13 protein-coding genes are annotated in these 12,673 nt (G+C 43.3%); 8 read left to right on the forward strand and 5 right to left on the reverse strand.

Annotation, left to right across the window (positions count from 1 at the left end; all coding sequences use genetic code 11):
- Both vnfK and V7K32_RS27865 read left to right on the forward strand, forming a co-directional pair.
- Positions 1–1,452, forward strand: a 1,452-nt coding sequence (gene vnfK / locus V7K32_RS27860; RefSeq protein WP_334998064.1) for a V-containing nitrogenase subunit beta, incomplete at its 5' end; no start/stop codon positions are given.
- A gap of 107 nt (positions 1,453–1,559) precedes the next feature.
- A complete protein-coding gene (locus tag V7K32_RS27865; RefSeq protein ID WP_334998066.1) occupies positions 1,560–3,089 on the forward strand; it encodes a nitrogenase component 1 in 1,530 nt (509 codons plus the stop codon).
- 177 nt (positions 3,090–3,266) lie between these two features.
- On the opposite strand, the gene V7K32_RS27870 is transcribed toward V7K32_RS27865, so the two are convergent.
- Positions 3,267–3,506, reverse strand: a complete 240-nt coding sequence (locus tag V7K32_RS27870; RefSeq protein ID WP_334998068.1) for a hypothetical protein — start codon at positions 3,504–3,506, stop codon at positions 3,267–3,269.
- Between the two features lie 37 nt (positions 3,507–3,543).
- Here V7K32_RS27870 and V7K32_RS27875 point away from each other — a divergent pair, with 37 nt between their 5' ends.
- Positions 3,544–4,890, forward strand: coding sequence for a nitrogenase component 1 (locus V7K32_RS27875; protein WP_334998070.1), 1,347 nt, complete (start codon positions 3,544–3,546; stop codon positions 4,888–4,890).
- 873 nt (positions 4,891–5,763) lie between these two features.
- Here the strand turns inward: V7K32_RS27875 and V7K32_RS27880 are convergent.
- The 3 genes from V7K32_RS27880 to V7K32_RS27890 all read right to left on the reverse strand — a co-directional run bounded on the left by V7K32_RS27880 (position 5,764) and on the right by V7K32_RS27890 (position 8,050).
- The gene (locus V7K32_RS27880) at positions 5,764–5,901 is read right to left on the reverse strand and encodes a hypothetical protein (RefSeq protein WP_334998072.1); all 138 of its coding nucleotides are present in this window, start codon (positions 5,899–5,901) and stop codon (positions 5,764–5,766) included.
- 31 nt (positions 5,902–5,932) lie between these two features.
- Positions 5,933–6,739, reverse strand: a complete 807-nt coding sequence (locus V7K32_RS27885) for a hypothetical protein (RefSeq protein WP_334998074.1) — start codon at positions 6,737–6,739, stop codon at positions 5,933–5,935.
- A 585-nt stretch (positions 6,740–7,324) separates the two neighbouring features.
- Entirely contained in the window at positions 7,325–8,050 is a 726-nt protein-coding gene (locus V7K32_RS27890) for a hypothetical protein (RefSeq protein ID WP_334998076.1), read from the reverse strand.
- A 126-nt stretch (positions 8,051–8,176) separates the two neighbouring features.
- Here V7K32_RS27890 and V7K32_RS27895 point away from each other — a divergent pair, with 126 nt between their 5' ends.
- From V7K32_RS27895 to V7K32_RS27910, 4 genes are all read left to right on the forward strand, one after another.
- The gene (locus tag V7K32_RS27895; RefSeq protein ID WP_334998078.1) at positions 8,177–8,425 is read left to right on the forward strand and encodes a hypothetical protein; all 249 of its coding nucleotides are present in this window, start codon (positions 8,177–8,179) and stop codon (positions 8,423–8,425) included.
- Positions 8,426–8,514: 89 nt separating this feature from the next.
- A complete protein-coding gene (locus tag V7K32_RS27900; RefSeq protein WP_334998080.1) occupies positions 8,515–9,024 on the forward strand; it encodes a hypothetical protein in 510 nt (169 codons plus the stop codon).
- A gap of 237 nt (positions 9,025–9,261) precedes the next feature.
- Complete coding sequence (locus tag V7K32_RS27905) at positions 9,262–9,834, forward strand: AAA family ATPase (RefSeq protein WP_334998082.1); 573 nt, start codon at positions 9,262–9,264, stop codon at positions 9,832–9,834.
- A complete protein-coding gene (locus V7K32_RS27910) occupies positions 9,813–10,976 on the forward strand; it encodes a hypothetical protein (RefSeq protein ID WP_334998084.1) in 1,164 nt (387 codons plus the stop codon). The genes V7K32_RS27905 and V7K32_RS27910 overlap by 22 nt, the downstream gene beginning before the upstream one ends.
- 66 nt (positions 10,977–11,042) lie before the next feature.
- On the opposite strand, the gene V7K32_RS27915 is transcribed toward V7K32_RS27910, so the two are convergent.
- Complete coding sequence (locus V7K32_RS27915) at positions 11,043–11,612, reverse strand: hypothetical protein (protein WP_334998086.1); 570 nt, start codon at positions 11,610–11,612, stop codon at positions 11,043–11,045.
- 120 nt (positions 11,613–11,732) lie between these two features.
- Here V7K32_RS27915 and V7K32_RS27920 point away from each other — a divergent pair, with 120 nt between their 5' ends.
- Complete coding sequence (locus V7K32_RS27920) at positions 11,733–12,596, forward strand: hypothetical protein (protein ID WP_334998088.1); 864 nt, start codon at positions 11,733–11,735, stop codon at positions 12,594–12,596.
- Positions 12,597–12,673 lie beyond the last annotated feature (77 nt).

The following is a 12,673-nucleotide window of genomic DNA, read 5'->3' on the forward strand; positions in this document are numbered from 1 at the left end:
ATATCTTCGTTCAGCAACGCCAAACAAACAAAATCACCAATTCTAAGCTATCTAGGAGTCAAGAGAATGTCTTTAGTCGTAAAACAGAAAGAACGCAAGGGAATAATCAATCCTATATTTACCTGTCAGCCTGCTGGGGCTGAGTATGCTTCCATCGGAATCAAAGATTGTATTCCCTTGGTGCATGGAGGACAAGGGTGTAGTATGTTCGTTCGTCTCCTGTTTGCCCAGCATTTGAAGGAAAATTTTGACATTGCTTCTTCTTCACTCCATGAGAATAGCGCTGTCCTTGGAGGACAGCCACGCATTGAGGAAGCCGTACACACTTTAGTAGCACGATATCCCGATTTACGGATTATCCCAATTATTACCACTTGTTCAACTGAGACGATTGGGGACGATATCGAAGGAACCATTAACAAGCTCAACGGGCAGTTAAAGAAAGACTATCCCGATCGCAAGGTTATCCTTGTTCCTGTACATACTCCCAGTTACAAAGGTAGCCAGGTATCAGGCTATAATGTCGGCGTACACGCAATCATTTCTAACCTAGCAAAAAAAGGCGAACCAACTGGCAAGTTGAACATCATCACAGGGTGGCTTAACCCTGGAGATGTCACCGAAGTTAAGCGCATCTTAAAAGAAATGGATGTTCCAGGAAACATATTACTGGATACAGAAACTTTCGATGCGCCCACCATGCCCGATAAGACAAGTTTTGCCTTTGGGAATAGCACCATCGAAGAAATTGCTGATTCTGCTAATGCGTTGGGAACTATTGCCTTATGTAAATATGAAGGCGGTAGTTCAGCCGAATTCTTACAAGAGAAGTTCAAAGTTCCGGCAATTCTTGGCCCAACCCCAATTGGGATCAAAAATACTGACATCTGGCTGCAAAACATCCAGAAACTGACTGGGAAAGCAATACCAGAATCCTTAGTTAGAGAACGGGGTAAAGCTATTGATGCGATCGCAGACCTGGCTCACATGTTCTTCGCCAACAAGAAGGTAGCTATTTACGGAGATCCCGATCTAGTAATTGGTCTTGCAGAGTTCTGCTTGGAATGCGAGTTAGAGCCAGTGCTGATGTTGTTGGGAGACGACAACAGAGCTTGCACCAAAGATCCAAGAATTGCCGAGTTAGAGAAGCAAGCAGCCTGTGATATCGAAGTCATCTGGAATGCAGACCTCTGGGAATTGGAGCGCCGCATTAAAGATAAATCCCTCGAAATCGACTTAATTCTAGGTCATTCAAAGGGTCGATATATTTCTATCGATCACAAGATTCCGATGGTTCGGGTTGGCTTCCCCAGCTTTGATCGGGCAGGTCTGTGGAAATACCCAATTATTGGCTATAAAGGAGCAGAATGGCTAGCAGATAACATTGCTAACGCCATGTTTGCAGATATGGAGAACAAGCACGATCGCGAGTGGCTCTTAAACGTTTGGTAAGAGGCTGAATAAGACACTTGACGATCTACGAGATCCCCGACTTCTTAAAGAAGTCGGGGATCTAATCACCTACGCTACAGAAGCTATTGAAAGACTGGAGAGTTATCATGACTGCAAGCATAGATCAGAATGTCGTATTTTACGGAAATTTGAGCGAACTGTATCGCTTGGCAAAAGAGGGTAAGATTAAGACCACTTTACAAGGTAGTCATACCCGCCCCTGTAAATTCTGGACTGCAACGAAGATTTTAAGTGGCATTAAAAATGCGATCGTCATTTCTCACGGGCCGAGTGGCTGTGCTTATGGTGTCAAGCGGGCATACAAACTGACCAATAGCCGCAATAGTGGTTCACCTTATGAACCTGTGGTGACTACGAACATGAGTGAGAAGGCAGTAATTTTTGGAGGGGAAAAAGAATTAGCAGGCGCGATTCGAGAAGTAAATGAAAAATACCATCCCGATGCGATCGTTGTTGCTACTAGTTGCGCGTCTGGTATTATTGGCGACTGTGTTGATGATGTAGTGAATAAGGCGCGTAGCGAAATCCAGTCTGAAATCATGACGATACATTGCGAAGGATTCGCAGGCGAGTATCGCAGTGGATTTGATATCGTATTTCGGCAAATCGTAGACTTTATGGAGCCGCCAACTCCAGAACGAAAGGCACAACTAGCCGATTCTGTCAATATTGTGGGCGCAAAGATGGGCCCTGAAAGGACAGAAGTCGAAACTGATGTTAAGGAACTGGTACGATTGATAGAAGGAATGGGGGCACGAGTTCACAGCGTCATCGCTGGTGACTGTACTTTAGAAGAACTAAAGCAAGCACCGAGTGCGGCAGTCAACTGTACTTTATGTTTGGATCTTGGCTATACCATCGGCAAAGCCATGTCAGACAAGTTCGGTACTCCGCTAAACTCTACTATCCTTCCCTATGGAATTACCGCTACAGAAAAATGGCTCGAAGGAGCGGCAAAATATTTAGGGATGGAAGAACAGGCGGCTGCTTTGATGGAAAGGGAATATGCCGCAATCAAGACTGAATTTGAGTCAGCTAAGGGTTATATAGAAGGGAAGTTAGCAATTATCGAAGGACACGATGCTATCAAGTGCTTGTCCCTTGCCCACATGTTAGATCGTGATTTTGGGATGCGTGTAGTAATTTATAACTTCCATCCGTGGAGTACAGAAGCACGAGAAACCAGTGTGGATTACTTGCTGGAAACAGGGTTAGACCCGGAAATATTGATTACGAAGGGGACACTGGCTTTTGGTAAGTACGAGTCCATGAAACAAACGGAAGATGAATTACTAGATTTTATTGGTGGTCTCGATACCGAATCAGTAGTATATTTTGGTTCTTCCTTGAGTTTCCCTCATATTCCCGTCGTCGATTTAAATGCCATCTTAAATCGTCCTAGATTTGGCTATCGCGGAGCCTTAAAGGTCGCAAAATGTATTAAAACAGCACTCCAATATGGTTTTAGACCCCGCAGTTCCTTAACCAAGCAAATGGTGTTCCCTAAAGATTCCGGGTTAGCATCTGCTCAATCACTGACCGGAAAACTAGCCCAAGACCTGCCTGACTGTACCGTATATGCAGAGAAGAGACGGGGCAAATGTTGTAACGAGTGATAAATGAAATGTGACTTTGCTGAATAAAAGTATGGATTTGTCTCACGCAGAGGCGCAGAAAATTGTAGGGACTGTCTTGAAAGTCAAGCGATTATTAACAAAAAACTGGGACTGGCTGCATTGTAAGGACTGGAAAACACTGCACGCTGATTCGGTGGCGTTTTATCCAAGCAAGGCTTAAGCCAAAAATGTCAAGCCAGAAGCCGTTACAGGCTGCGTAAAACACGCAAACGTCAAAGCAGAAGTCGCTACAGGCTGCGTAAAACACGCAAACGTCAAAGCAGAAGTCGCTACAGGCTGCGTAAAACACGCAAACGTCAAGGCGGAAGCCGTTACAGGGAAGACAGAAACTGTTACAGACTGCACAAAACACGAAAACGTCAAGGCAGAAGTCGCTACAGGCTGCGCGAAACGCATTTACCATAGTCAAGTTTTAGAAAAACAGGAGGAAAAAATGTCTGCTGAAACAACTTTTGACAATTGTAACCATAGTAAAGACCCAGTAGTTGGCTGTGCCCTTGAAGGTATTGCAACTACGGTTGCTGGCATTAAAGATGTCAGTATTGTGATTCAGTCTCCACAGGGTTGCGCGTCTACTGTTGCAGCTGGGTATGATGCTCATGAGGTTGATTTCACCAAGCGGAAAGTAGGTTGTACTCGTCTTTTTGAGTCAGACATTGTGATGGGAGCGTCTGAGAAACTCAAAGGGATGATTAAAGAGGCGGATCAATCTTTTGATTCTAAAGTCATGTTTGTCGTTGGTACTTGCGCGGCAGACATTATTGGTGAAGATATTGCGGGATTGTGCAACCAGCTTCAGCCAGATATCAAAGCCAAACTCGTTCCTTTAATGGCTGGTGGGTTTCGGGGCAATGCTTACGATGGCTTGGAGATGGGTTTAGAGGCTTTACTTCCTTTTATCAAAAAAAGGCAGACGAAGAGAAGGGGCAGAAAGCCAAGGATTGTAAATATCATTGCGCCACAAGCAAATTTGAATCCTACTTGGTGGGCTGATTTGGAATGGGTAAAGAAGACGTTAAAATCTTTAACAATTAAAGTACAGACGGTCTTCTCTCATAATACCTCATTTGAAGAACTAGAGCAAGCTGGTGAGGCAACCGCCAATATTGTTCTCAGTCATGATGTTGGGTATAAGTTTGCTCGGAAAATGCAACAGACCCATGACATCCCTTTGATCCTTGATGATATACCTTTACCAGTGGGTGTAAACAACACTAGCCGATGGTTGAAGGCATTGGCGACACATTTCAAGATCGAAGAAAAAGTCGTCGAACCGCTAATTAAACAAGGCGAAGAAATGGTCGTAGATACACTTCGCAAACGAGCATTAATGATTATTCCCCGATATCGTAACTGTAGAATTGCCGTATCTGCGGATGGGACGCTTGGCATTGGACTGGTCAGAATGCTCTTTGAAGAATTGGAGATGATTCCAGAAGTCTTATTATTTCGCTCGGCGATGCCTGATTCTCGTTCAATTCTGGAGCGAGAACTGCACAGCCTCGGTCTTAATTCCCGCGTCATATTTTCGGCAGATGGCTATCAGGTAAAACAGACCTTAGAAGAGTTTGATGTTGATGCTGTGATTGGCTCGGCATGGGAAAAATACATGGCAGAGGAATTGGGAATTAAAATTGCTTTTGATGTATTTAGCCCCACCAACAGAGAAACTTATGTTGACAAGCCATATTTTGGCTATCAAGGCATGATCAATATGATGGAAGTAATTGCTAACGATTGGGATAGAGCTTTTCGTTCTAAAGAGATTAATTGGACATAGAAAAGTATTATGTTAAGAATGTTTTGATATTCTAATGCAGAGTTATCAACAAGTATTGTGCTACACGTCTGGAGTAACGGCGATCGCAAAAACAGGGAGTAACTAACTGCCGTAAGCATTGCGTAAAGGGGAGCAACGCGAAAAAGTGAGATCGGGGTTTAGTTCTCAATTACACCCCTATATTGTCAACAAAACCTGGTTTTTTAGTTGCGAGCGCATCCTAAAACAACCTATATACGTCGCAAGTTTCAGCACCTTACAAAATCGCGTTGCTCCCAGCGTAAAGCTAAGTCTTAGAGACGCTACGCGTAGCTTGCTTCGACCTAGTAGTACGCTTAGGAATGAGGATTTATTAACTTCCAGATTTCTTGCATATAAGCATTTCAGTGCCATGCCCCCAGAAAAAAGTTATGGATCTAATTTAATCCTCATTCCTTAACCAACTCTTGTAGAATAAATACAAATCTTGATATCCCCTAAATCCCTTGCTGTATATTTAGATTGTTGCAAGCAACTATATGAGTACGTAAATCTGTAAATGCCTTGGGATCTTGCTTGGTGCCAATCACTGCCATGACGTTAACCTGGGCAAATGTTGCCTCAACGCCAGGTAGGAAAGTTTATCAACTAGTCGAGCCGCATTGGTTTTCATTCAAGTCCACAAAAGATATTATTGCTCAAGCTCCCCCTATTCAATCACCAGTCCACTGACACGACTAAATTCTCTTGTATTGTGCCTGACGTATTTGGGTATTCATTTAGGTGAGAGCAACAATTTTATTGAATTTAAACACTGCCTTCTACTATTTATAGCTAGTAAATTTCTAGAATCGCCCAAATCATTGCTCTCACTGTCTTCTCTCACTTATTGATTTATTTAAAATTGCCTGCCACTTCATTAATACCGTACTCTTTCTCTATCAAAGCCAACAACTTCTCTTCCACTGCCGTCAAATACGGTCGCTTCAATTCCCCCAAGTGCTTCAACACAGCACGCGCAGCTTCTTCCAAGTTGTCCTTTTCCCCTAACCTATGAATGCGATCACCTCCGGTGGGCGGTTACGCCATCGCTGATTTGTTGCATCTGCTGAGATTCCGATTCCAGGTAGTTCAGTGGCTTCAGGTGGTCGATTCTCACAGTGTATTCTCCATCCCATATTGTCACGCTAACACTGAATTCACCCACATGGCTGACGATGCACCAGCACCCACCTTTTCCTCGTAAATCAGGGTTATCTTTGACAATAATTTGGCACACTTCCCCCAAACGGTAAGGATTAGGGGCTTTGGTTCGCTCCATGATCCTCTGCACAACATCTTTGACAATTCTACCTGTAGGAACTTTCCCGCAGGCTTGTTTCACCGCAGCTTGCCACACCTCCCACTGCTCCTGCGGTTCTAACTTGGTCATGGGGCGAACTTGTCCCTCGCTAGTCGGCAGGATTTGACAACAATTTGTTGTCAAATTTTCGTAGACATCAGATGCGGCAATCAAATAATTCGATTTTTGGCGACTGTGACCAAAGCGATGGCTTCGCCGACGCCAAGGGCGAACGCGGCAGTATTCTTCAAAAGTACCGTGCGTGGAGCGATATAATCTGCGATCGCGTAACTCTGCCAGTGCCTTGCCCGCCTCAAAAAACGCCCGCTCCACTTTCCTCTCCAAGTGCAAGCGATCGCGCTGTTCTTCTTCTGTCAACTCTGGGACTTCAACAGCAGTAACGGTGATTGTTGCTAAGGCTGGGTTTTCTTGACCAGAGATATCTTCATTTGCAGAGTCAGGGGGTGTTTTTGAATCATCAGAAGCGGCAGAGGTGGCTTTTTTGCGTTTGGAAGGTGGTTTAGCCATTATTCCACCTCTTTTAGCTCAGTGGCATTTGCTCAAAGTCAATTGCAACGTAAATTCTGGATGTAACTGATAACTGCATAGGCGTAGCCCAACCCAGGCATCGCTTCTCTAATAAGACAGAGGTGAGAGCAAGAGGATTAATAGTATGAAGGTCAATCATCAAAGGGAGCAATGCGATTTTGTTAGATCGGACTTTAATTCTCAGTTAGAGAGTTAAATTCTCAATAAAAACAGTTATTTGACAGTTATTTGGCTGCGATCGCACCCCTAAATATGTGATTTAGCACCCAAATTTTAAGCACCTCACAAAATCGCATTGCTCCCTAATAAAATGCCTAACGCAAAAGTGCGATCGCTGGCTTGTTGGAGGTGCTGTCAGAGTGACTGACCTTATGGTTAAATCAATAGCAGAACTTACTAACTTATACAAAAAAAGATAAAGGATTGCTGATATTTTCGGCAAAACCAAGAATACCGCGATCGCCATCTGAGTAAATTAATTTTTCTTGAGATTCAAATAGACACCATCTGAGTTTTGGATAGGGAATAGCGATCGGTTACGGTCATTCATGTCACCCCTTCAGGTTATTCTTCCTCCTCTTCCTCATAATCTTCATCCTCTTCATAATCTGCATAGTCTTGACCATGTTTTTCGTACCACAAGCGTTCTTCTTCAATAGCCTCTTCCCTTTCTATTCTTTTCCTTTCGGCCATTTCTGCTTCTAAGATTTCTTGCTGCTTTTTTTCTTCTTCAAACCTTTCTCTCTCTTGGGTTTCTTTCTCGACCCTTTCTTTTTCAATTCTGATTAATTGCTGCTCAATTCGCCAACAGTAGAAATCTAAAGTCTTACCTGTGGCTGCACCTGTTACCGCACCACCAACCAGAAATATTAAACCAGTTTTCCAGCCTTCAATGGGATTACCGCTCCATACAAGGCTTTTTTGGTTGAACCACACCAGCAGGGAGTAGACAATAATTCCAACTACTGTATTGATGAGCGCAAAAATTCTGGGTGTGATCTCAGTCTGTCGCAGTACCAGCCACTGTCCCAGCCAAAGTATTGCACCAAAAATCACCGCAGCGATCGCACTCATCACAATATGATCAGGGTATCTGAACGGATCTAGTGTCATGTTGATAATCAGTGGAACAAATATCAGCGCACAGAGCAAGAAGCCTATAAATAAGCCAGCAACACTTATCAGGCTCCAGTAGCGACCGAGATAACCCAGGCGGAATTCCAATATCCACTCTTGTACTGGGAGCATTGTGACGTAAAATGCCATTGCCGCACTGACGTAATCGAGCATTAGCAGAAGTTTTACCCGTGTGTTGCTTTGTATTCTACACAAGTTTCTGTACGATTCCTCAAGCGCCCACGCCCAGGCAATCGCTTTGCGAGAAAGAGAGCGAAAATTATTGAACTGATAATCCAAATGAATCCAAAACAATTAGAAGACTCCATTTTTGAAGCTGTCTCTAACGCGATTACAAGAGTTTGGACAATTGAAGAGAAAGAGTTTATTCAGAACGATTCAGAGCTACAAAATCAACTTGACCAATGGCTAAATAATTCCTTAAGTGATACTTGTTGGCATCCAGAAAACTATAGAGTAGTCCGAGACTTAAGCGCCCCTTCAAGCTTCAGTCAACCCATGAATTTCTTTGAAGATATTCCTTTTTAAAACCTCTTGTATTCGCCTCGTACTTGATTACAGGGCTGTTAGCGCTTCGCGGAACTTTTGTGAACAATTAAAAAATTCGGAAAAATACAATGGATATCCAATCTACACTCACCCAAGCTATCGAAGTTATAGTAATGAGCTTTGTTGCTCTGATGATTTTCGACTTCGTAGACGGACTTTACGTTGTGCCATTACCACCTATTGCAATTGCACAATCAAATACAAATTCCAAATCCACAGTAACAGCAACTCAATTTGAGCCACTATCTAACACTGAGCAACTAGTAGTCGAACCTCAACAACTCCCCTTCGTTACATCACAGTTTGAGAAAATTTCTGACCCCTGGACATTAGAGCTAGAGCCTCACAACAGTTCTACCAAAACTCAACCAGTTGTACTTCAATTACCCTCACTAAGGCTACTACCACCAGCTCCAGTTGTAGAACCGAAAGCTAGGGCTAAAACCGCCAAGCCCAAGTCTACCAAAACTACCAAAACTACCAACACCAAAACCACTAAACCAACCAAGCAGTCCTTGACCAAACCAACCGTGACTGAACAAAAAAGTAAACCTGGTACGCGCTTTAAAGCTGCTTAACCACCATTCGAGTTTGAACCAAAGCTTGCGCCTTTGCACTCTTTGTAAAGGCGTAATGTCCCATGCCCAGGTGCAAGCTTAACTTTGTATTGGTGCGTCTAAAAAGGCTTTGTTAGCGAAAAAATCTTGCCCTAAGTAATGGTTATTCAAAGTGCCAGACGAGTTATCGCAGTCACGTTAAAATTAAAATAGAGGAGTTAGTGCAATGATTTACCCAAGATGACTACCGAATAAGAGATGGACTTGTTTGACCAACATCTAAAGAAAATAGAAGAAACCCAAGCACCACTGGCAGCGCGGATGCGTCCACGAACCTTGGATGAATTTGTTGGTCAAGATCATATTATTGGTCAAGGCAGGCTTTTACGACGCGCCATTAGTTTAGACCAGTTATCCTCAGTGATTTTTTGTGGCCCGCCAGGGACAGGAAAAACAACACTGGCACGTGTAATAGCGAATACAACTAGCGCTCATTTTATTGCCATCAATGCAGTGCTATCAGGAGTAAAAGAAATTCGCTCGGCAATAGAAACCGCACAGCAACAGCGAAAGTTTCACTCTTGGCGAACGATTCTGTTTGTTGATGAGGTTCATCGGTTTAACAAGTCTCAGCAAGATGCGCTGTTACCTTGGGTGGAGAACGGAACCGTAATTTTAATCGGTGCAACCACAGAAAATCCGTATTTTGAAGTGAATAAAGCATTAGTGAGCCGTTCGCGGATTTTTCAACTCAAGCAATTAAATGAGCAAAATTTATACAAAATACAGCCTCGAAGTCAAACAGCATTATGGGCTTTTTTGATGCACTAACAGCAGTGGAGCAAGAAAAAGAGGCATCTGTTCCTAATCACTTAAAGGATGCAAATCGAGATAAAAAAGGATTTGGACATGGGCAGGGTTATCTTTATCCTCATGCTTATCGAGACCACTGGGTAGAACAGCAATATTTACCAGCCAGCCTACAAGGGCAAGTATTTTACCAACCATCAGCCCAAGGTCGAGAAAAAGAAATTAGTATACAAGTCTCACGTCGCCGTGAAGCCCAACTTGCTGCATTGATGGAAGGCAGCGCTGTTGCGCCGTTAGAAATATTGACTTATGGAACTGGTGATAGAGCTAGTGAACGTTGGTTGCAGCGTACACTTTCTCAAGTGGGTACACAGTTGGCAACCCTTCGAGAGCGTATTTTTGATTTAGCTCAATTGCAACGTCATTATTTGGTGCTAGATATTAATGCTGGAACTGGTTTATTAACTTGGGAGGCAATAAGACAAGTTCCAGAAGGTGGAGTCTATGCCTGTGTTCGCACCAACACTGATGCTAATGCTTTACACCAACAAGCAGCAGCACTTAAAGAACTAATCCGTCCAATGATTTTGACTGTGCCAATATCTGAACTGCCTGGGACAATAGCAGACCTTGCACCAGATTTGCAATTTGATTGCATTATTGGGCGTAATACCTTAGTGTCGGAACCTGATAAATTAACAGCTGCCCAAAATATAGCCCAACTAATACCCCAACAAGGAAAGCTAGTATTAGCAGAGACTGTACCACGCTACACTCAAAGGTTGTATCGTTTACTTGAGCCATACTCGCTAGATGCCAAGTTGTACAAACGATTAATTGCCGCAGAAGAAGCAATCTACGCTAATCAATTAGACCCCATGCTCAATTGGGATGCTGATGATTTACGTGATGCTTTTGCATCAACAGGACTGATAGTAGATGTGGTTGTTGAGCAAAATTCGACCCAAATGTACATCAGTAGTGCTTTTCTGGAGCGTTTGTTTACTACCAATGGTAATCGACTAAGTTACGCAGAACGTCTTGCCCCAAATTTCACCCTAGAAGAATTAGAATATCTCAAAGCGATATTTACCAAGTATTTGCTGAACCAAACAATTAATTGGGAAAGTGCCATTGCTTTTGTCAAGGCTAACAAAACTTAAACATTAGTTCTCTAAAATTTTCTACCTAAAAACTAGTTTAAACCCCACCAATCAATTTTGAATTGATTACTGCTCAAGTGAAATATTGGCAGAGTAGATATGCCATCTACGCTGTTGTGGAGTTGAGCCAGGAACGTTATTGACTCGTCGCAGTTTATAACTACCATGAAATCGCTGTGGAGTCCCATTGCTAGTGACATTCGTAACAGTAACTGGAATTTCAATGTATAGGGAGCCTGCTGCTCCTTCTAAGGAGCCTGGTTTTCCAACCTCTTCGACAACAGATACTATGTTAGCAAAACCTTGCTTGAAGTCCTCAAATGATTCCTTGCTGGCAGATCCATCTCCATCCCAAAGCAAGTAAGCTTGTTTATAGTCTTGACGGGCAATAGCATCGTAATAATCATGAATAACTTGGACAGCTTGTTGTTCCAACGATTGAGAATTGGCAGAATTTTGTGTGCCAGAGACAGGTGGGGAAGTTGGATTGGACGTATCTGAAAGATTTGCAACTGATGAGCGATTGGCAGATGGTAATTGTGATTTAGCAGAGTTATTGCAAGCGGTGATGACCATTGCAAGCAAAGTGGCTCCAAGGGCTGTAAAGGTTTTTTTTAAAAAGTTGATTTTTGACAAAGCTATCTCCTGACAAATCTTGGTAATAATTCCTTTTTTAATTCTTTGCTGTGAGCAAAATCTTCTCCAGCACTATTGGCTACGCCAAACATAAATGAAAAAATTATATCTATATAATGTATGGTCAGCCAACTCGCTACACAAGTTTCTCTGTTCGACCTACAAACTATTCTAGATTACGGACAATCCGTAGTTGGTGTTGCCCAAGAACTAACTAAATCTCTGCTTGAAAACCGGACGTTAACTACAAGGACGATTCAAGCACAGATGAACAAGCACTTCTTAGGGACTGCGGCATCAGGGACGTGGCAGTGGAAAGATGCTTACGAAGCTGTTGAGGTTGCACTAATTCTCTACCTCCGGCAAAAGGGATTATCAGAAAATCCTTTAGAGCAGTTGCAACTACTTCAATCGCTCTGCCCCACACATACCCGCCGCAGCGAGGAGCAATTACAACTTCAGCAGTTCTCGACTCCGCTACCCCTAGCGTACTTAGTAGCATTAGCAGGACAAATCACAAACAATGACCTGGTGCTAGAACCATCTACTGGTACTGGGATTTTAGCCCAGTTTGCTAAACTTCAAGGTGCAAGTTTGATGCTCAACGAACTAGCCCAGGACAGAGCAAAGATTCTGCGTCGGCTATTCCCTGGCACTCCACTATTCTCTGTGAATGCTGAACAGATCAACGATTACTTAGCTGACAAGACTGAGCCATCCGTTGTTCTGATGAATCCACCCTTTTCATCATCTCCCAAGATAGCTGATCGCAATCCTGACGCAACCCCTCGCCATATCAACTCGGCATTGCAAAGGTTATGCGATGGCGGGCGGTTGGTGACAATCACAGCCAATTGGTTTTCTCCCAATAATCCCACTTGGCGAGAAACTTTCGTTAAGTGGCAAGAGAAAGCGCAAGTTGTGCTTTCAGTGGGGGTCATTGGGAAAGCTTATGCCTTGCACGGGACACTGTGCGTTCGCTGATTTTGAGGCAGTAAAAGGAATTAATTGCTTTATCGGTAAGGGTTAAGACGATTTTTCAAGCAAAGGTATTATGAGAG

Source organism: Nostoc sp. (assembly GCF_036917635.1).
Taxonomy (GTDB): domain Bacteria; phylum Cyanobacteriota; class Cyanobacteriia; order Cyanobacteriales; family Nostocaceae; genus Nostoc.